General features: G+C 35.9%; 18 protein-coding genes and 1 tRNA gene. 16 read left to right on the top strand and 3 right to left on the bottom strand.

Annotated elements, in window-relative coordinates; translation table 11 throughout:
- Positions 1 to 65: 65 nt before the first annotated feature.
- The 10 genes from CAP47_RS05160 to CAP47_RS05115 all read left to right on the top strand — a co-directional run bounded on the left by CAP47_RS05160 (position 66) and on the right by CAP47_RS05115 (position 11,728).
- A tRNA-Trp gene (locus tag CAP47_RS05160) sits at positions 66 to 138 on the top strand.
- A gap of 15 nt (positions 139 to 153) precedes the next feature.
- The gene (gene secE, locus CAP47_RS05155; RefSeq protein ID WP_093244414.1) at positions 154 to 351 is read left to right on the top strand and encodes a preprotein translocase subunit SecE; all 198 of its coding nucleotides are present in this window, start codon (positions 154 to 156) and stop codon (positions 349 to 351) included.
- A gap of 3 nt (positions 352 to 354) precedes the next feature.
- Positions 355 to 906: a transcription termination/antitermination protein NusG gene (gene nusG / locus CAP47_RS05150; RefSeq protein ID WP_093244415.1), complete on the top strand. Its 552-nt coding sequence runs from the start codon at positions 355 to 357 to the stop codon at positions 904 to 906.
- Between the two features lie 74 nt (positions 907 to 980).
- Entirely contained in the window at positions 981 to 1,418 is a 438-nt protein-coding gene (gene rplK / locus CAP47_RS05145; protein WP_100775669.1) for a 50S ribosomal protein L11, read from the top strand.
- Between the two features lie 11 nt (positions 1,419 to 1,429).
- Entirely contained in the window at positions 1,430 to 2,128 is a 699-nt protein-coding gene (rplA, locus tag CAP47_RS05140) for a 50S ribosomal protein L1 (RefSeq protein ID WP_100775668.1), read from the top strand.
- An 8-nt stretch (positions 2,129 to 2,136) separates the two neighbouring features.
- On the top strand, positions 2,137 to 2,658 hold the full coding sequence (rplJ, locus tag CAP47_RS05135) for a 50S ribosomal protein L10 (RefSeq protein WP_093244418.1): 522 nt from the start codon (positions 2,137 to 2,139) through the stop codon (positions 2,656 to 2,658).
- A 45-nt stretch (positions 2,659 to 2,703) separates the two neighbouring features.
- On the top strand, positions 2,704 to 3,081 hold the full coding sequence (rplL, locus tag CAP47_RS05130; RefSeq protein WP_093244419.1) for a 50S ribosomal protein L7/L12: 378 nt from the start codon (positions 2,704 to 2,706) through the stop codon (positions 3,079 to 3,081).
- Between the two features lie 147 nt (positions 3,082 to 3,228).
- Positions 3,229 to 7,047, top strand: coding sequence for a DNA-directed RNA polymerase subunit beta (gene rpoB, locus CAP47_RS05125; RefSeq protein ID WP_093244420.1), 3,819 nt, complete (start codon positions 3,229 to 3,231; stop codon positions 7,045 to 7,047).
- A 48-nt stretch (positions 7,048 to 7,095) separates the two neighbouring features.
- Positions 7,096 to 11,403, top strand: coding sequence for a DNA-directed RNA polymerase subunit beta' (gene rpoC, locus CAP47_RS05120; RefSeq protein ID WP_100775667.1), 4,308 nt, complete (start codon positions 7,096 to 7,098; stop codon positions 11,401 to 11,403).
- A gap of 10 nt (positions 11,404 to 11,413) precedes the next feature.
- Positions 11,414 to 11,728 carry a DUF3467 domain-containing protein gene (locus CAP47_RS05115; RefSeq protein ID WP_093244422.1) on the top strand — a complete coding sequence of 105 codons (315 nt, stop codon included), beginning with the start codon at positions 11,414 to 11,416 and terminating at the stop codon, positions 11,726 to 11,728.
- 75 nt (positions 11,729 to 11,803) lie between these two features.
- Here the strand turns inward: CAP47_RS05115 and CAP47_RS05110 are convergent, their stop codons facing one another.
- Positions 11,804 to 12,472 (bottom strand): YceI family protein, encoded by a 669-nt coding sequence (locus CAP47_RS05110; protein WP_100775666.1) that lies wholly within the window; start codon positions 12,470 to 12,472, stop codon positions 11,804 to 11,806.
- A gap of 135 nt (positions 12,473 to 12,607) precedes the next feature.
- On the opposite strand from CAP47_RS05110, the gene CAP47_RS05105 reads away from it, so the two are divergent.
- From CAP47_RS05105 to CAP47_RS05095, 3 genes are all read left to right on the top strand, one after another.
- Complete coding sequence (locus CAP47_RS05105; protein WP_100775665.1) at positions 12,608 to 13,210, top strand: nucleotide exchange factor GrpE; 603 nt, start codon at positions 12,608 to 12,610, stop codon at positions 13,208 to 13,210.
- Positions 13,211 to 13,216: 6 nt separating this feature from the next.
- A complete protein-coding gene (dnaJ, locus tag CAP47_RS05100; RefSeq protein ID WP_100775664.1) occupies positions 13,217 to 14,332 on the top strand; it encodes a molecular chaperone DnaJ in 1,116 nt (371 codons plus the stop codon).
- Positions 14,333 to 14,536: 204 nt separating this feature from the next.
- Positions 14,537 to 15,694, top strand: a complete 1,158-nt coding sequence (locus CAP47_RS05095; RefSeq protein WP_100775663.1) for a sigma-54-dependent transcriptional regulator — start codon at positions 14,537 to 14,539, stop codon at positions 15,692 to 15,694.
- A gap of 33 nt (positions 15,695 to 15,727) precedes the next feature.
- On the opposite strand, the gene CAP47_RS05090 is transcribed toward CAP47_RS05095, so the two are convergent.
- Positions 15,728 to 16,312 (bottom strand): hypothetical protein, encoded by a 585-nt coding sequence (locus CAP47_RS05090; protein ID WP_100775662.1) that lies wholly within the window; start codon positions 16,310 to 16,312, stop codon positions 15,728 to 15,730.
- A 133-nt stretch (positions 16,313 to 16,445) separates the two neighbouring features.
- Between CAP47_RS05090 and CAP47_RS05085 the strand changes: the two genes are divergently transcribed.
- From CAP47_RS05085 to CAP47_RS05075, 3 genes are read left to right on the top strand one after another with little or no spacing between them, the layout of a single operon-like run.
- On the top strand, positions 16,446 to 17,810 hold the full coding sequence (locus CAP47_RS05085; protein WP_100775661.1) for an MATE family efflux transporter: 1,365 nt from the start codon (positions 16,446 to 16,448) through the stop codon (positions 17,808 to 17,810).
- Entirely contained in the window at positions 17,797 to 18,024 is a 228-nt protein-coding gene (locus CAP47_RS05080; protein WP_093244429.1) for a hypothetical protein, read from the top strand. Before CAP47_RS05085 ends, CAP47_RS05080 begins: the two co-directional genes overlap by 14 nt.
- A gap of 2 nt (positions 18,025 to 18,026) precedes the next feature.
- Entirely contained in the window at positions 18,027 to 18,596 is a 570-nt protein-coding gene (locus CAP47_RS05075; RefSeq protein WP_317042691.1) for a phosphatase PAP2 family protein, read from the top strand.
- Here CAP47_RS05075 and meaB read toward each other — a convergent pair.
- Entirely contained in the window at positions 18,586 to 19,677 is a 1,092-nt protein-coding gene (meaB, locus tag CAP47_RS05070) for a methylmalonyl Co-A mutase-associated GTPase MeaB (RefSeq protein WP_100775659.1), read from the bottom strand. The genes CAP47_RS05075 and meaB overlap by 11 nt on opposite strands.
- Between the last annotated feature and the right edge of the window lie 50 nt (positions 19,678 to 19,727).

The raw sequence follows: 19,727 nt of genomic DNA, 5'->3' as shown, positions 1-19,727 counted from the left end.
AATTTTTTTGACTTAAATTGTTTTGTATTTAAAATATTTTTAGTTTATTTGCAAACCAATAATTTACGGGTTTAGCTCAGTTGGTAGAGCACTGGTCTCCAAAACCAGGTGTCGGGAGTTCGAGCCTCTCAACCCGTGCAAATCTTAACGAAGATGGCAAATTTTAAATCATATCTATCTGGCTCATATGATGAGCTTAAAAACCACGTCACTTGGCCAACGGCTAGTGAGGCGCAACGACTAATGGTTGTTGTTGCAGTTTTTTCAATTTTATTCTCTTTAGCGATATGGGGAATCGATGAGCTTTTTAGTGGTCTTATCAAGCAGTATTATAATTGGGTAAAATTTTAATTGATGGCGGACGCTAGTTTGAAGAGGTGGTATGTTGTAAGATCTATTAGTGGATCTGAAAATAAGATAAAAGATTATATAGAGAAGGAAATTGCTTCTCAAGGTCTTGAGGAGTATGTTGACGATATCTTGGTGCCTACTGAAAAGGTAGTTCAGATTCGCAATGGAAAAAAAGTCAATAAAGAAAAAGTTTTCTTTCCTGGTTATATTATGGTTCAGGCCAATCTTGAGGGTGAAGTTCCTCACGTTATTAAAAATGTTAATGGTGTGATTGGGTTTCTAGGTGAAACCAAAGGTGGTGATCCTGTTCCATTGAGAAAGTCAGAAGTAAATCGTCTGTTGGGTCGTGTTGATGATCTTGCTGTTCAAAGCGAGACAGTTGCGATTCCTTATTCAATTGGTGAGTCTGTAAAAGTGATCGATGGTCCTTTTAATAGTTTCACTGGAACGATTGAAAAAGTGAACGAAGATAAAAGAAAACTTCAGGTTATGGTTAAAATCTTTGGTCGTAAAACACCAGTTGAGCTTAGCTATATGCAAGTAGAGAAAATATAAGTGTTACACTAAATAATGAATTGCAGGCAAACATTGCTTCCCTCTGTCTGTAATCCAAATTAAATTTAACAAAAATGGCAAAAGAAGTAAGTAAAGTAGTTAAGCTTCAGGTTCGTGGAGGTGCCGCTAACCCGTCGCCACCAGTTGGTCCTGCTTTAGGTGCTGCCGGTGTTAATATCATGGAATTCTGTAAGCAATTCAATGGTAGAACACAAGATAAAGCTGGTCAAGTTCTTCCGGTTGTTATCACTGTTTTTAAGGATAAGTCTTTTGACTTTATTATTAAGACTCCTCCAGCTGCTGTACAGTTATTGTCAGCATCAAAATCTAAAAAAGGTTCTGGAGAGCCAAATAGACAGAAGATAGCAAGTGTGACTTGGGATCAGGTAAAGGCTATTGCAGAAGATAAAATGCAAGATTTAAATGCTTTTACGATTGAGTCTGCAATGAAAATGGTTGCAGGGACAGCGAGATCTATGGGTATAACAGTAAAAGGTAATGCACCGTTCTAAAATAAAGACAAATGGCAAAACTTACGAAAAAGAGAAAAGAAGCAATCAGTAAAATAGATAAGACATCTACTTATACTGTTGCTGAAGCAGCTGGTTTGTTGAAGGATGTTGTTTCTGCTAATTTCGACGAGTCTGTTGAATTAGCTGTTAAACTTAATGTTGATCCTCGTAAAGCAAATCAGATGGTGAGAGGTGTTGTAACGCTTCCTCACGGAACTGGTAAAGATGTTAAAGTCTTAGCTTTAGTAACGCCTGATAAAGAGCAAGAAGCTAAAGATGCTGGTGCAGATTACGTTGGTCTTGATGAGTACCTTGAGAAAATCAAAGGTGGTTGGACGGATGTTGATGTGATTGTGACTATGCCAAGTGTGATGGGTAAATTAGGTCCCTTAGGTCGTGTTTTAGGACCAAGAGGTTTAATGCCAAACCCTAAAACTGGTACGGTAACGATGAATATCGCTAAAGCTGTTGCTGATGTAAAAGCTGGTAAGATTGACTTTAGAGTTGAGAAATCAGGAATTATCCACGCAGCTATCGGTAAAGCATCTTTTGATAAAGATCAGATTGCAGGCAATGCAAGAGAATTATTAACGACATTGGTAAAACTTAAGCCTCAGGTTGTTAAAGGTACTTATATTCAGAGTATTTTTATGACAGCAACGCAGAGTCCGAGTATAGAAATCGATACAAAAAGGTTTACTGAGCAATAATTTAAGTTATGACAAGAGAAGAAAAATCAAAAGTAATTGAAGACATAACTGCAAAGTTAGCCGAAACATCGAGCATCTACTTAGCAGATATTTCTGGCTTAGATGCGGGTTCTACGACAGCTCTTAGACGTGCTTGTTTTAAGGCTGATGTGAAGCTAATGGTGGTTAAGAATACACTCCTTGCAAAAGCAATGGAGGCTTCTGATAAAGAGTTTGAAGAGTTAAATACAACTTTAGTTGGTAACACTTCAATTATGTTATCAGAAACTGGAAATGCTCCAGCTAAGATTATTAAAAATTTCAGAAAGAAAAACGATAAGCCTGTATTGAAAGGTGCTTACGTTGAAGAGGCCGTCTATATTGGTGATGAAAACTTAGAAGCACTTGTTAATATCAAGTCTAAGGAAGAAGTTATCGGAGATATTGTTGGCTTGTTACAATCGCCTGCTAAAAATGTTATTTCAGCTCTTAAGTCGAGCGGACAAACATTATCAGGTGTGTTGAAAACACTTTCAGAAAAAACAGAATAAAATACACTAAATACTAAATAATAATTTTTTTTAAAACGATAGAAAATGGCAGATTTAAAAGATTTCGCAGAACAATTAGTTAACTTAACAGTAAAAGAAGTTAATGAGTTAGCTGATATTTTAAAAGAAGAATATGGCATTGAGCCTGCTGCTGCGGCAGTAGCTGTTGCTGGTGGAGGTGCTGCAGATGGTGGTGCTGAAGCTGAAGAGCAAACAGAATTTGATGTTATTCTTAAAGCAGCTGGTGGTTCAAAATTAGCAGTTGTAAAACTTGTTAAAGAATTAACAGGTCAAGGATTAAAAGATGCTAAAGCATTAGTTGATGGCGCACCAGCTCCAGTAAAAGAGGGTGTTTCAAAAGACGAAGCTGAAGCTTTAAAAGCTCAATTAGAAGAAGCAGGAGCAGAGGTTGAGCTTAAGTAATTTAAGTTCACTTAGATTTATAGGTTTAGACCTCAGATATTAATCTGTAGGTCTAAACCATTTTGCGTATTTATACGTAGGGTGTGAAAACACATTATTTTTTGGTTAATTTTGCTTTTGAGAAAAAGCATTAAATTCTTTCTTTAGATGTTAGCATTGCAAAACAATCGTATCAGTTTTTCTTCGGTTAATCAACCCGATTATCCAGATTTTCTTGACATACAAGTCAAATCCTTTCAAGATTTTTTTCAACTTGAAACTAAGCCAGAAGAAAGATCTAACGAAGGTTTATACAAAACCTTCAAAGAAAACTTCCCTATTACAGACACAAAAAATCAGTTTGTATTAGAATTTTTAGATTATTTCGTCGACCCTCCGCGTTACTCTATTCAAGAGTGTATTGAGCGTGGTTTAACATATAGCGTGCCTTTAAAGGCAAGATTAAAACTTTACTGTACTGATCCTGAGCACGAAGATTTTGAAACTATCGTTCAAGATGTTTATTTAGGAACAATACCTTACATGTCACCTAGTGGTACTTTTGTCATAAATGGTGCTGAACGTGTTGTTGTATCTCAGCTTCACCGTTCACCAGGTGTCTTTTTTGGACAATCATTTCATGCTAACGGAACTAAACTTTACTCTGCCAGAGTTATTCCTTTTAAAGGATCATGGATTGAGTTTGCAACAGATATCAACTCTGTCATGTATGCTTATATCGACCGTAAGAAAAAGCTTCCAGTAACAACGCTTTTTAGAGCGATTGGTTACGAGCGTGATAAAGACATTCTTGAAATCTTTGACCTAGCAGAAGAGGTTAAAGTTTCAAAAACAGGATTAAAAAAACATATTGGTAGAAGCCTTGCTGCAAGAGTCCTAAATACTTGGTATGAAGACTTTGTTGATGAAGATACAGGGGAGGTGGTCTCTATCGAAAGAAATGAAATCGTTCTTGATCGAGATACAATTCTTGAAAAAGAACATATTGAAGAAGTTTTAGAAACAGGTTCTAAAACAATCTTACTTCATAAAGAAGATAATACGACAGGTGATTATGCAATTATTTATAACACATTGCAAAAAGATCCTACAAACTCTGAAAAAGAAGCTGTAGAGCATATTTACCGTCAACTTCGTAATGCTGAGCCGCCTGATGAGGAAACTGCGCGTGGCATTATCGATAAACTTTTCTTTAGTGAGCAACGTTACAACTTAGGTGAAGTTGGTCGTTACAGAATGAATAAAAAATTAGGTCTTGATATCAGCATGGAAAGTCGTGTATTGACTAATGATGATATCATCACTATTATTAAATATTTAATCGAGTTAGTTAACTCTAAAGCAGAAGTTGATGATATTGATCACTTATCTAACCGTCGTGTACGTACAGTTGGTGAGCAATTATCTCAACAGTTTGGTGTTGGTCTAGCACGTATGGCACGTACGATTCGTGAAAGAATGAATGTTCGTGACAACGAGGTGTTTACACCTATTGACTTGATCAACGCGAAGACGCTTTCATCTGTCATTAACTCTTTCTTTGGGACAAACCAATTGTCTCAATTTATGGATCAAACCAACCCAATTGCTGAACTGACAAACAAACGTCGTTTATCAGCTTTAGGGCCAGGAGGTCTATCACGTGAAAGAGCTGGCTTTGAGGTGCGAGATGTACATTATACGCATTATGGTCGTTTATGTCCTATTGAAACACCTGAGGGACCAAACATTGGTCTGATTTCTTCCATGTCTGTTTATGGAAAGATCAACTCGATGGGCTTTATCGAAACGCCTTATCGTAAAGTAGAAGATGGTAAAATTGATTTTGAATCAGAACCACTTTATCTTTCTGCTGAAGAAGAAGAAGATAAATTAATTGCTCAAGCAAATATTCCTTTAACAAAGGATAACGTGATTGATGCCGAAAAGGTTATTGCACGTATGGAAGGTGACTTCCCAGTTGTAGATCCTAAAGAGGTTCACTACGTTGATGTTGCACCTAACCAGATTTCATCAATCTCAGCATCTTTAATTCCATTCTTGGAACATGATGATGCCAACCGTGCTTTGATGGGATCTAACATGATGCGTCAAGCAGTTCCATTATTGCGTGTTGATTCACCAATCGTTGGAACAGGTCTTGAAAGACGTGTTGCACAAGATTCTCGAGTGTTGATTAACGCTGAAGGTCCAGGTGTGGTTGAATATGTTGATGCACGACAGATCACAATCAAGTATGATCGTACTGATGATGATAGACTTGTTAGCTTTGATACTGATTCTAAAACTTATGATCTTATTAAGTTTAGAAGAACGAACCAAGGAACATCTATCAACTTGAAGCCAATTGTAGAAATTGGTGATCGAGTTGATAAAGGACAGGTTCTTTGTCAAGGTTACGCAACTGAAAAAGGTGAATTAGCACTTGGTCGTAACATGAAAGTGGCCTTTATGCCATGGAAAGGTTATAACTTTGAGGATGCTATTGTAATATCTGAAAAAGTTGTTCGTGATGATATCTTGACATCTATTCATATTGATGAGTACTCTCTTGAAGTCAGAGATACAAAGCTTGGTAATGAAGAATTGACAAGTGATATTCCTAACGTTTCAGAAGAGGCAACAAAAGACCTTGATGAAAATGGAATGATCCGTGTTGGTGCAGAAATCAAGCCAGGTGATATCTTAATTGGTAAGATTACACCAAAAGGTGAGAGCGATCCAACGCCAGAAGAAAAATTATTGCGCGCTATTTTTGGTGATAAAGCCGGTGATGTTAAAGATGCATCATTAAAAGCTTCTCCTTCATTAAACGGTGTTGTTATTGATAAAAAATTATTTTCACGTGCTGTTAAAGACAAACGCAGACGTGCTCAAGATAAGCAAGAAATTGAGAAGTTAGAATCTAAATTTGAGGTGAAGTTTGAAGAATTAAGAAACATTCTTATCGAAAAACTTTTCTCTCTTGTTGGTGGCAAAACAGCTCAAGGTGTACAAAATGATTTAGGTGAAGATGTTCTTCCTAAAGGTAAAAAGTACACACAAAAGATGTTGAACTCAGTTGAAGATTTTTCTCATTTAACAAGAGGAACTTGGACAACAGATGCTAAAACAAACTCACTTGTTGCTGACTTGTTGCATAACTATAAAATCAAACAAAACGATTTACAAGGTTCTTTAAGACGTGAGAAGTTTACAATTACTGTTGGAGATGAACTTCCATCAGGAATTTTAAAACTTGCTAAAATTTATGTTGCTAAAAAACGTAAACTTAAAGTAGGTGATAAGATGGCAGGACGTCACGGTAACAAAGGTATTGTTGCTAAGATTGTACGTCAAGAAGATATGCCTTTCTTAGATGATGGAACACCGGTTGATATTGTTTTAAACCCACTGGGTGTACCTTCTCGTATGAACATCGGTCAGATTTATGAAACTGTTCTTGGTTGGGCTGGTCAAAAATTAGGTAAGAAGTTCGCAACACCTATTTTTGATGGTGCTTCTCTAGATCATATCAATGAATTGACTGACGAAGCTGGTATTCCACGTTTCGGACATTCATACCTTTATGATGGTGGTACAGGTGAGCGTTTTGATCAACCAGCAACTGTTGGTGTGATTTACATGCTGAAACTTGGTCACATGATTGAAGATAAGATGCACTCGAGATCTATCGGGCCTTATTCATTGATTACGCAGCAGCCATTAGGTGGTAAAGCACAGTTTGGTGGTCAGCGTTTTGGTGAAATGGAGGTTTGGGCACTTGAGGCTTATGGCGCATCAAGCACGTTAAGAGAAATCTTAACTGTTAAATCTGATGATGTGATCGGTCGAGCTAAAACTTACGAAGCAATCGTTAAGGGTGAGCCAATGCCAGAACCAGGATTACCAGAGTCTTTCAATGTATTAATGCATGAGTTAAAAGGACTTGGATTAGATATCCAACTTGAAGGGGATAACAAGTAATAATTGTTAGTAATAAATTTTTAGAATAATTCTTTAGCAACTTGTATTATGGCAAGAAATAATGAAAAGAATACACAACCGAGATTTGATAAAATCTCAATAGGTTTAGCATCTCCAGAAAGTATACTTTCTGCTTCTAGAGGTGAAGTGCTTAAACCTGAAACTATTAACTATAGAACACATAAGCCTGAACGTGATGGCCTTTTCTGTGAGCGTATTTTTGGCCCAGTTAAAGATTACGAATGTGCTTGTGGTAAATATAAAAGAATCCGTTACAAAGGTATCGTTTGTGACCGTTGTGGTGTTGAAGTCACTGAAAAGAAAGTGCGTCGTGATCGCGTCGGACATATCAATTTAGTTGTTCCTGTTGCACACATCTGGTATTTCAGATCTTTACCTAACAAAATTGGTTACCTTCTTGGAATTCCTTCTAAGAAGCTCGATATGATCATTTATTATGAAAGATATGTCGTCGTTCAGCCTGGTATTGCTAAAAATGCTGAGGGTGAAGAAATCAATAAAATGGATTTCTTAACTGAAGAAGAATATCTTGATATTTTAGAGACGCTTCCTCAGGACAATCAAATGCTTGATGATGATGATCCTAATAAGTTTATCGCCAAAATGGGTGCTGAGTGCTTATTAGAAATTTTAAGACGTATTGATCTTGATCAATTATCTTACGATTTAAGACACAAAGCAAATAATGAAACTTCAAAACAACGTAAGACTGAAGCGCTGAAAAGACTTCAGGTTGTTGAAGCTTTAAGAGATTCAAAAGAAAATCGTGAAAACAATCCAGAATGGATGATCATGAAGGCAATTCCGGTAATACCACCAGAATTACGTCCTTTAGTACCATTAGATGGAGGTCGTTTCGCTACTTCTGACTTGAATGATCTTTACCGTCGTGTGATTATCCGTAACAACCGTTTAAAGCGTTTGATGGAAATCAAAGCACCTGAGGTTATTTTACGTAACGAAAAACGTATGCTTCAGGAGTCTGTCGATTCATTGTTTGACAACACAAGAAAGTCATCTGCTGTTAAAACAGATTCTAATAGACCATTAAAATCACTTTCAGATTCATTGAAAGGTAAGCAAGGACGTTTTAGACAAAACTTACTTGGTAAGCGTGTTGATTATTCTGCACGTTCTGTCATCGTCGTTGGACCAGAATTGAAAATGTACGAGTGCGGTCTTCCTAAAGACATGGCTGCAGAGCTTTACAAACCTTTTATCATTCGTAAATTAATCGAAAGAGGTATTGTGAAAACTGTGAAGTCAGCAAAGAAGATTATAGATAAGAAAGAACCAGTGGTTTGGGATATTCTTGAAAATGTCTTGAAAGGACATCCGGTCTTATTAAACCGTGCGCCTACACTTCACAGACTTGGTATTCAAGCTTTTCAACCTAAGTTGATTGAAGGAAAAGCGATTAGTCTTCACCCATTAGTTTGTACGGCATTTAACGCCGACTTTGATGGTGACCAGATGGCTGTTCACTTACCTTTAGGGCCTGAGGCTATTCTTGAAGCACAATTATTAATGTTGGCTTCTCACAATATCCTTAACCCAGCAAATGGTTCTCCAATTACTGTTCCTTCTCAGGATATGGTTCTTGGATTATATTATATGACAAAGCATAGAATTTCTACTGAAGAAAAGCCAGTGAAAGGTGAAGGCCTGACTTTTTATTCTGATGAAGAAGTTGAAATTGCTTATAACGAAAACCGTGTTGCACTAAACGCTGGTATTAAAATCAGAACAAAAGATTTTAATGACGAAGGCGAATTAGTTAACCAAATAATTGATACAACCGTTGGTCGTGTCTTGTTTAATCAAGCAACGCCAGAACAAATTGGTTTTGTCAATGATGTCATGACAAAGAAAGCTTTGAGAGACGTTATTGCACGTGTACTTAAAGTCACTTCAGTTCCTGAAACAGCTGAGTTCTTAGATAAGATTAAGTCTCTTGGTTATAACTCTGCTTTTAGAGGTGGACTTTCATTCTCATTAGGTGATATTATTATCCCAGCTGAAAAGCAAGAGATGATTCGTGATGCTGAAAGCCAAGTTGAAGGTATTACAGGTAACTATAACATGGGTCTGATTACAAATAACGAACGTTACAACCAAGTTATTGATATCTGGACTGCGACAAATGCAAACTTAACAGAGCTTGCAATGAAGCGTATTCGTGAAGATGATCAAGGCTTCAACTCTGTATTTATGATGCTTGACTCTGGTGCGAGGGGTTCTAAAGAACAAATCCGTCAGTTAACTGGTATGAGAGGTTTGATGGCTAAGCCTAAGAAATCGACAGCAGGAGGTGGAGAGATTATTGAAAACCCAATTCTTGCAAACTTTAAAGAAGGTTTATCAATTCTAGAATACTTTATCTCTACTCACGGTGCTCGTAAAGGTCTTGCCGATACGGCTCTTAAAACTGCCGATGCTGGTTACTTAACGCGTCGTTTGGTTGATGTTTCTCAAGACGTCATCGTCAGAGAATCAGATTGTGGAACTTTAAGAGGTATTGAAGTTCAAGCCTTGAAGAAGAATGAAGAAGTTGTTGAAAAACTTGGTGCAAGAATCATTGGCCGTACAGCGCTTAATGATATTATTGAGCCAATTACACAAGAATTAATTGTCTCTGCAGGTGAAGAAATTACGGAAGATATCGCTGATAAAATTGAGGTATCTCCATTAAATTCTGTTGAAGTTCGTTCTCCACTATCATGTGAGGCTAAACAAGGTATTTGTGTGAAGTGTTACGGACGTAACCTCGCAACTAATAAAACTGTTCAAAGAGGTGAAGCTGTTGGTGTTGTTGCTGCTCAATCAATTGGTGAGCCAGGAACTCAGTTAACACTGCGTACTTTCCACGTGGGTGGTATTGCAGGAAACATTTCTGAAGAAAGTAAATTAGAAATTAAATACGACGGTGTTGTTGAGATTGAAGATTTAAAAACCGTTAAAGGTGAAGATAATGAAGGTAAGGAAGTGGATATCGTGATTTCACGTACTTCTGAAGCTAAAGTTGTTGATAAAAAATCCGGAATCACATTAAGTTCTAATGTTATTCCTTACGGTTCTCAGATATTTGTTAAACCTGGTCAAAAAGTGTCTAAAGGTGATGTTATTTGTAAGTGGGATCCTTATAATGGTGTGATTATTTCTGAATTTGCTGGTCAAGTTGAGTTTGAAAACATTACACAAGGTGTGACTTACGAAGTTGAAAGTGATGAACAAACTGGTTTTGAAGAAAAAGTAATTACAGAATCTAAGAATAAACGTAAGATTCCGACATTACATATTAAAGATAACTCAGGAGAAATCATCAGATCGTACAACTTACCAGTTGGCGCTCACTTAATGGTGGATGATGAAGAAGGTATTAAGATAGGTAAAGTCTTAGTGAAGATTCCTCGTAAATCATCTAAAGCTGGTGATATTACAGGTGGTCTTCCAAGATTGACTGAGCTATTTGAAGCACGTAACCCATCAAACCCAGCTGTTGTCAGTGAGATTGACGGTGTTGTTTCATTCGGAAAAATCAAAAGAGGTAACCGTGAGATTATCGTTGAGTCTAAACTAGGTGAAATCAAGAAATATCTTGTTAAACTTTCAAATCAGATTCTTGTTCAAGAAAATGATTATGTTAGAGCAGGAATGCCTTTATCTGATGGTTCAGTAACACCTGAAGATATCTTGAATATTAAAGGGCCAAGTGCTGTTCAGCAGTATTTAGTCAATGAAGTTCAAGAGGTTTACCGTTTACAAGGTGTACAAATTAATGATAAGCACTTTGAAGTCGTTGTTCGTCAAATGATGCAAAAAGTGAAAATACAAGATCCAGGTGATACTATTTTCCTTGAAAATCAATTGGTTCACAAGCAAGACTTCATTGAAGAAAATGATAATATCTTTGGTAAAAAGGTTGTTGAAGATGCAGGTGATAGCGTTAACCTAAAACCAGGTCAAATTGTCACTTTACGTGATTTAAGAGATGAAAATTCTTTATTAAGACGTGAAGACAAGAACCTAGTTGATGCACGTGACGTAGAGCCAGCAACTGCAAAACCAATATTACAAGGAATTACAAGAGCTTCTTTACAAACTAAATCATTCATATCAGCCGCTTCTTTCCAAGAAACAACTAAGGTTCTTAACGAAGCAGCAGTGAGTGGTAAAGTTGATAAGCTAGAAGGATTAAAAGAGAATGTTATTGTAGGACATAAAATTCCTGCAGGAACAGGCCTTAGAGAGTTTGATGACATCATCGTTGGTTCTAAAGAAGAGTTAAACGAAATGATGCAACAAAATCAAGATACAAAAGTTAATTTTAATTAAACAATAAGTTATGAGTGATCAAAAAGACGATAAACGTCAGAAACTAAATATTCAATTAGATGAAGATATCGCGCAAGGGATTTATAGTAATCTCGTGATTATTAATCACTCACCAACTGAGTTTGTATTAGATTATGTCAATGTTATGCCTGGGACGCCTAAGAGCAAAGTCAGATCACGTGTGATCTTAACACCTCAACATGCAAAGCGCTTGTTGAATGCTTTAAAGGATAATATCGATAAGTATGAGAAGAGACATGGTGAAATTCAAAAAGAAGAACGCCAGAATATTCCTCTTAACTTCGGACCCACAGGTGAAGCATAATAAATTTCACTAAAAACCAAAAAAGGGCTGCAAATTAATTTGCAGCCCTTTTTCTTATTCTAAAACTAAACTCTATTACTTTTTAGCTTTTAAAACAAAATTAATTTTGATTTCATCATTGATGAATTTGTCTTTAACATCGTCCATAATCGATTTAGACATAAAGTTGATGCCCCATTCAGTTCTGTCAATAACAACAGCTTCACTTGTTGATAGTTTCAATGTTTTTTCATTATCATCAAAACTTAAATCAGCAGGAAAACTGATGTTTTTAGTCACACCTTTAATCGTTAAGTTTCCATTGATTTTCTGACCTGATTCAGTCTTGCTAACTTTTGTGATTTCAAAGTTTGCTTCTGGGTGATTTTTGATATCAAAAAAGTGATCTTCTTTGCCTTGAGCAGTTCCTTTAAGGTGCATTTCAAGATCATTTTTGTCATCACCCTCTAAGTCCTCAACTGTAATAGAAGCCATATCAATTTTGAAGTTTCCAGCTTCAAGTGTTTTTCCATTGACTGAAATTTCACCTTCTTTAAAACTTAATTTTCCATAGTGTTTTCCAGCTGGTTTTGCTCCTTCCCACTCTATATGAGAATCACTTGTGTTAAGAGTGTAAATTGTCGCTTTTTCACTTTTTTCAGCAACTTCAGTTTTTTCAGAAGTTTTTGTTGTTTCAGTATTTTGACAAGATGTCAAAATCAGACCAAATGCAAGGGCATAAATTGGTAATCTTAATCGTTTCATGTTTGTAATTTTTGTTGTAAAGTTACATCTTATTTTAAAACTTTAAATTTATTCTTATAAACTTTTTACGCTGACATTTTGACATTATTATCAATGTGGCAATGGATTTGAAATAACAGAATTAAATTATTTGTGATGAAAAAAGAGCAAAATCAAAAAGATATAGATCAAGAGCTTAAAAAGGAAGATGTAGATGTACAATCAAAACCTCAAGAAGAAAAAGATGTTGATCAAAAAGAATCTCATGATGAGCAAGAGGCTCAAGATGTAGAGGAAAAGAAAGAATTAAGTAAAGAGGAGCAATTGGAGGAGTCTTTAAATGCTGAAAAAGATAGGTATCTACGCTTATTTGCTGAGTTTGAAAACTATAAGAGAAGAACCAGTAAAGAACGCATTGAGCTATTCAAAACGGCTGGAGAAGAGGTCATGCAAGCTTTATTGCCGATTTTAGATGATTTTGATAGAGCATTAGTTGAACTTAAAAAATCTAAAGATAAAGAAAGCTTTTCAGGAGTAGAGTTGATTAGCAATAAGTTTAGAGAAACATTGAGGTCAAAAGGTTTAGAACCTATTGCTGTAAAGTCAGGCGATACTTTTGATGCTGATTTACATGAGGCTGTCACACAAATTCCAGCTCCTTCTGATGATTTAAAAGGAAAAATTATTGACCTTATTGAAAAAGGTTACACTTTAGGCGATAAAATCATTCGTTATCCAAAAGTTGTAACAGGAAAATAAACATTTATGAAAGAAGATTATTACGATATATTAGGCGTTTCTAAAGATGCTTCTCAAGCCGAAATTAAAAAAGCATATCGAAAACTTGCCATAAAATATCATCCAGATAAAAACCCTGACGATTCTAAAGCTGAGGACATGTTTAAGAAAGCAGCCGAAGCTTATGAAATACTTGGGAATCAAGAAAAACGTCAAAAGTATAATCAATTCGGTCATGGTGCATTTGATGGATCTGGCGGCTTTGGCGGTGGCGGCATGAACATGGACGACATCTTTAGCCAGTTTGGCGATATCTTCGGCGGAGGCGGCGGAGGTTTTGGCGGCTTCGGCGGTTTTGGCGGCGGCGGTCGCAGACAAGCCAAAGGCGGTAACCTGCGTATTCGTGTCAAGTTGACATTAGAAGAAGTTGCTTCTGGCGTCGAAAAGAAAATTAAAGTCTCTCGTAAAAAGAAACCTGCTGATACCACCTACAAAACTTGTTCATCTTGTAATGGCTCTGGTCAAGTGACAAAGATCCAAAACACAATTTTAGGGCGTATGCAGACTTCTGCACCTTGTTCAAATTGTAGCGGAACTGGTAAAATGCTTGACAAAAAAGGTAAAGGGACAGACGCTAGTGGATTAAAAATGGAGCAAGAACTTGTTTCCATTAAAATACCTGGAGGTGTTGAAGATGGTATGCAGCTGAAAGTTTCTGGCAAAGGAAATGAACCTGCAGGCGAAGGCATCAGTGGTGATTTGCTTGTGCTGATTGAGGTTGAAGAACACGAGAAATTGAAGAGAGATGGAAATAATTTACATTATGATTTATATGTGAGTTTTCCAGAAGCTGCTTTAGGTGCAAGCACAGAAATTTCTACAGTGAATGGAAAAGTTCGTATCAAGATTGAACCAGGTACACAAAGTGGAAAGATTTTGAGACTGCGTCATAAAGGTTTACCTAGCTTAAACAGATATGGAACAGGTGATTTACTTGTGCATGTTAATGTTTGGACGCCAAAAACTTTATCAAAAGAACAGAAGCAATTCTTTGAAAAGAATATGGAGGATTCAAATTTTGAACCAAGTCCAGAGAAATCTGATAAATCATTTTTCGAAAAAGTGAAAGATATGTTTTCATAATCATTAAATATTAACAAATTTTTATATATTTGAACGTCACTTCCTAACTCGTAGTGACGTTTTCTTTTTCATAGCAATTTTTTTCCCATTCGATTCGTCGGATGGGTTTTGTATTTTATACCTGCTCTTATCTTTCTTTAAACTTTAGCTCATATTTTTTCTTATATTGTCAATTCAATTAATTTTTGATTTAAAACACAAAATATGGCGAAGATTTTAATAGCAGAAGACGAAGCAAGCATCAGAAGAGTTTTGAAAAATATTTTAACGGAAGAAGATTCTAAATTTGAAATATTTGAAGCTAAAGATGGCCAGGAAGCTATTAAGATAATTGAGTCTGAAAAGTTAGATACAGTTTTATGTGATATCAAAATGCCAAAAAAAGATGGCGTTGAAGTTTTGAGTTATGTCAAAGAACAAGAAATCGATCTTCCTATGATTATGATTTCTGGTCATGGCGACATAGAAACTGCTGTTGAAACCATGAAAATGGGAGCTTTCGATTATATTTCTAAACCACCTGATTTAAATCGCTTATTAAATACAATCCGAATTGCATTATCTCATAATGATTTACATCAAGAAAATAAAAAATTAAGGAAAAAAGTCAGTAAGAAGTTTAAGATGGTTGGTGAGTCAGAGGAGATTGACCAGATTAAAACAATTATTGCTAAAGTTGCACCAACAGATGCTCGCGTTCTTATCACAGGTCAAAATGGTACTGGGAAAGAATTGGTAGCAAATTGGTTACACGAACAGAGTGACCGTTCAAAAAAGCCATTTATAGAAGTCAATTGTGCTGCAATTCCTTCTGAACTTATTGAAAGTGAGTTGTTCGGTCATGTTAAAGGCGCTTTTACTTCGGCCAATAAAGATCGCGCTGGAAAATTTGAAGCTGCTGATGGAGGAACACTTTTCTTAGATGAAATTGGAGACATGAGTTTGAAAGCCCAAGCCAAAGTACTGAGAGCTTTGCAAGAACATAAAATTCAGCGAGTAGGTAGCGATAAAGATATCAAGGTTGATGTTCGCGTTATTGCCGCCACGAACAAAGATTTAAAAACTGAGATAAAACAATCTCTTTTCAGAGAAGATTTATACCATCGATTAGCAGTGATTTTAATTAATGTGCCTGCACTTAAGGATAGAAAAAGCGATATTCCATTATTGGTAAATTATTTCTTGGAATCTATAGCTAAACAGCAAGGTGTGAAAACAAAAGCGATATCAGGTAAAGCTCTTGACATTCTCATAGCACATGATTGGCCAGGAAATATCAGAGAATTAAGAAATGTGATAGAACGCTTAATGATTCTTGGGAAACAAAAAATCGATGAAGAAGATATGAAACTCTACTTTTAAATGAAGCTAATCTTTTACGACTGTTTTCAAGAATTAATGTTTAGTCGGATCATATTTTAAAAAGTACATCGTGTCTCCGCTTGGGTGTTCCCATTCTTTAAGAAGTTCAAAACCATATCTTCTATAGGCAACAGAAACCCTTCTTAATCTAGTTTCAGCATAGATTGGTAATTGCTCTTTCTTTGCAATTTCAAACATCTGGTCCTTCATTTTATAAGGCGTTTTCTTATCGGTCAAGCCTCTAGAATCTGGTAAAACTCCCCAAAACCAACAATAAAGATAAGCACCTTTATTTGGTCTTTGTTTACGGATGAACTTTTGATTTTTTAAAGCTTTTAAACCTTTTTTGATGCCTGTGACATTTAAGGCAAGCTTGATATCGTTAATCATTTCGTACCAAAACCCTTCAGATGTGCCATCTTCTTTAAAGAAAATAGCGATTCCGCTATCATCATCACAGGTGAGTAGAGCATCTCTTTTGATGGCTTTCTCAACCATATGTTTAGCCAGGTATTGAAAACGTTGTTCTTTTTTATGGTCGTCTTTTACAATTTCCATTGAAGTAGGGATTTCTTGCAAAAGCTTAGCGACGTTTGAAATGATTCGTTCTTTGTTCAACTTTAAAAAATTTATGACAAATTTACTTTAACTCTAATTCAAAAAAAACTATTAATGCTTAAAACTTAAATTTTGATGATTTGGCTTATTTCTCAAAGACAAGTCTTACTTTTGCAGCCTGAAAAAAATAGCTTTGAATATATCAATTTATACAAAAGAATTTAAGCAAAACCTTAATCTTGCTTTGCCTGTAATGCTAGGCCAACTCGGCCACGTTCTTGTCGGCTTTGTTGACAATGTTATGATCGGGAGGTTAGGTGCAGCACAGCTTGCTGCGGTTTCATTAGGGAATACCATGATCTTTTTTGCTTTGCTGATTGGATTGGGATTTAGTTTTGCAATTACACCTTTAGTTGCTGAAGCTGATGGTGAAGGTGATATTGTAAAAGGGAGGTCTTTTTTTCAGCATGGTATGGTCATGTGTGGAGTTAACGGCATACTCTTATTTCTATTTCTCATTGTTGCAAGACCTGTTTTATATTATTTAGATCAACCTGCAGAAGTTGTTGATTTAGCGATTCCTTATATAAATATTGTCGCTATCTCCATGATTCCTATGATGATATTTCAGGGATTAAAACAATTTGCCGACGGTTTATCAATGACAAAATATGCCATGTACGCAACAATTGCTGCAAATGTTATAAATGTTATATTCAACTATCTACTGATTTATGGGATATGGTTTTTCCCGAGATTAGAACTGGAAGGAGCAGCGATTGGAACTTTATTATCGCGTGTATTTATGATGGTCATGCTTTACTTTATTCTCAAAAATAAATCTAAACTCAAACCTTATTTTGTTTTGATGAAGCGTTCTCTAAAAAAAGAAACCTTCAAAAAATTATTAAGTCTTGGTTTCCCAACCGCTTTGCAAATGTTGTTTGAGGGCGGAATTTTTACCGCATCGGTTATATTAGCGGGAACAATAGGAACAAATGCACAAGCTGCAAATCAAATTGCACTCAACCTGGTTTCGATGACTTTTATGGTAGCAACAGGTTTAGGTGTGACAGCCACAATACGTGTTGCTAATCAAAAAGGAAAAAAAGATTATATCAATTTAAGACGTATTGCAAATTCGATTTACCTACAAACCTTTTTAATTTCTGCTGTATTTACAGTTGCTTTTATTCTTTTGAAATCTTTCTTGCCAACGCTTTATATAGATGATCAGCAGGTCATTAATTTAGCAGCTCAACTACTTGTTGTCGCAGCATTGTTTCAATTAAGTGACGGTTTGCAAGTTGCATTTTTAGGAGCTTTACGTGGAATGCAAGATGTAAAAATACCAACCATAATCTGCTTTGTAGCGTATTGGTTAATCGGCTTCCCGATTTCTATTTATTTTGGGCAAGAAGAATATTATGGAAGTGCAGGAATATGGTTTGGTCTATTGGCCGGCCTTACAGTTTCTGCAATATTATTGTATATTCGTTTCAATAATTTGACTCATCCTAAGAAAGAAAAATTAAAAAAAGCTTATGAAACTACCTAGATTTATACTTGGTGACAACACTGATTTACCTGAATCAATTTTTATCATTCACACGGAATATCCTAGATTTATTATTGATTTAAAAGATGATGAAATCGAATGGCTTGAAGATATTAACGCTGATAATCAAGATGATTTTATTGAAGAGACAAATAATTTAATCAAAGAAGCTTCTGAATTTTACGATCGCGAAGTTGATAGATACCAAGATTAATCATGCATACGCTTGTTGAATTAGATCACCAACTCTTTTTATACCTCAATAATCTTGGGTCTCGTACTTGGGATGTTTTTTGGGTTTTTATCACAGAAAAAGAAACTTCTTACCCGCTTTACGCTGTCTTTTTGTTTTTGTGCTACAAGCATTATGGTTTAAAAGGTTTAGGAACAATTATGATTACTGTTGCTTTGATGATAACAGTAACAGATCAATTGTCAAATCTTTTCAAAGACACGATTATGCGTCCAAGACCTTGCAACGAAGATTTTATGATGCAAGCCCGTTTTGTTGCAAAACGCTGTGGTGATTTTGGCTTCTTTTCAGGACATGCTGTCAGCTCTTTTGCAGTTGTATTTTTTATAGGAAATCTGCTGAAAAATAAAGTCAAATATATCTTTACCTTTCTTTTAATTTGGGGTTTTGTTATTGCTTATAGTCGCATTTATGTTGGCGTGCATTATCCTGGAGATATTATTGTCGGCGCACTTTTTGGAACAATTATCGGTACGCTTTTTTATAAACTCAATGTTTGGGCTAGAAAGAAGATGAATCTGACTAAAGCTTAGTTTTTTTGTAGAGTTTAAGTAAATTCTCTGCTGCTTCAAAAGCTGTCGTTTTTTTCTGGTCAATTTTTAATAATTCTTTTTTCAAAGCAATTTTGATTTCTGAATGTGAATAAAAGTCTTTTTTTAGATTTTCCCCTATGCTCTGCGTCAACCAATATTTCGCTTGTTGAGCTCTGTTATCATCAAAAGACTGATTGCTTTTTGTTTGTTTGACAAATCGCTCGATTAACTCCCAGATTTTATCAATGCCTTGATGCTTGAGTCCGCTGGCTAAAAGAACTTTCGGTTTCCAATCATTTGATTTTGGAGGATATAACTGAAGCGCTCTGTTAAACTCTAATTTTGCACTTTTCGCTTGATCAATATTGTTACCATCAGCTTTGTTGATAACAATGGCATCGGCCATTTCAATAATTCCTCTTTTAATCCCTTGAAGTTCATCACCTGCACCAGCAAGTTTGAGTAAAAGGAAAAAGTCCGTCATACTGTGAACCAAAGTCTCGCTTTGACCAACACCAACTGTTTCTATAAGAATAATATCAAAACCAGCAGCCTCACATAAAGCTATGCTCTCACGTGTTTTTCTGGAAACACCACCGAGAGAAGTCCCAGAAGCAGTGGGTCTGATATAAGAATGCGGTGATTGAACTAATTTCTCCATGCGTGTTTTATCACCGAGAATACTTCCACCAGATATTGAACTTGAGGGGTCAACAGCAAGGACAGCAACTTTATGACCTTGTGTAATCAAATGCATGCCAAAACTTTCAATAAACGTGCTTTTGCCAACTCCGGGTACACCTGTGATTCCTATTCTAATTGAGTTCCCTGCATGAGGTAAGCAATTCTCTATCAGTTTTTTAACGCTATCCTCATGTCTATTACTTTGACTTTCAACCAAAGTAATGGCCTGACTTAAAGCTGTTAAGTTTGAGTTTAATAATTCGTTAGACAGTTTCTTTATATCAACTTTCTGACGTCTTAGTTTTTTAATCCTTTCAGCAGATTTTTGACTCAAATTTTCGCATGCTGAATTTTCTCGATTTCCTAAAGCTGTTGAATGTGTTTGTTTTGCTGCCAATTCGATAATATTTAATACAAATTTAGCAAGTTATCTTCGCTAAGCTTACA

Origin of the sequence: Psychroflexus sp. S27, from assembly GCF_002810405.1 — a bacterium.
Lineage (GTDB): Bacteria > Bacteroidota > Bacteroidia > Flavobacteriales > Flavobacteriaceae > Psychroflexus > Psychroflexus halocasei_A.
This window is presented reverse-complemented; position numbering and strand designations above follow the sequence as displayed.

Coding starts and splice junctions, on each gene's coding strand:
- secE (WP_093244414.1), top strand. CDS start 154: ATGGCAAATTTTAAATCATATCTATCTGGCTCATATGATGAGCTTAAA.
- nusG (WP_093244415.1), top strand. CDS start 355: ATGGCGGACGCTAGTTTGAAGAGGTGGTATGTTGTAAGATCTATTAGT.
- rplK (WP_100775669.1), top strand. CDS start 981: ATGGCAAAAGAAGTAAGTAAAGTAGTTAAGCTTCAGGTTCGTGGAGGT.
- rplA (WP_100775668.1), top strand. CDS start 1,430: ATGGCAAAACTTACGAAAAAGAGAAAAGAAGCAATCAGTAAAATAGAT.
- rplJ (WP_093244418.1), top strand. CDS start 2,137: ATGACAAGAGAAGAAAAATCAAAAGTAATTGAAGACATAACTGCAAAG.
- rplL (WP_093244419.1), top strand. CDS start 2,704: ATGGCAGATTTAAAAGATTTCGCAGAACAATTAGTTAACTTAACAGTA.
- rpoB (WP_093244420.1), top strand. CDS start 3,229: ATGTTAGCATTGCAAAACAATCGTATCAGTTTTTCTTCGGTTAATCAA.
- rpoC (WP_100775667.1), top strand. CDS start 7,096: ATGGCAAGAAATAATGAAAAGAATACACAACCGAGATTTGATAAAATC.
- CAP47_RS05115 (WP_093244422.1), top strand. CDS start 11,414: ATGAGTGATCAAAAAGACGATAAACGTCAGAAACTAAATATTCAATTA.
- CAP47_RS05110 (WP_100775666.1), bottom strand. CDS start 12,472: ATGAAACGATTAAGATTACCAATTTATGCCCTTGCATTTGGTCTGATT.
- CAP47_RS05105 (WP_100775665.1), top strand. CDS start 12,608: ATGAAAAAAGAGCAAAATCAAAAAGATATAGATCAAGAGCTTAAAAAG.
- dnaJ (WP_100775664.1), top strand. CDS start 13,217: ATGAAAGAAGATTATTACGATATATTAGGCGTTTCTAAAGATGCTTCT.
- CAP47_RS05095 (WP_100775663.1), top strand. CDS start 14,537: ATGGCGAAGATTTTAATAGCAGAAGACGAAGCAAGCATCAGAAGAGTT.
- CAP47_RS05080 (WP_093244429.1), top strand. CDS start 17,797: ATGAAACTACCTAGATTTATACTTGGTGACAACACTGATTTACCTGAA.
- CAP47_RS05075 (WP_317042691.1), top strand. CDS start 18,027: ATGCATACGCTTGTTGAATTAGATCACCAACTCTTTTTATACCTCAAT.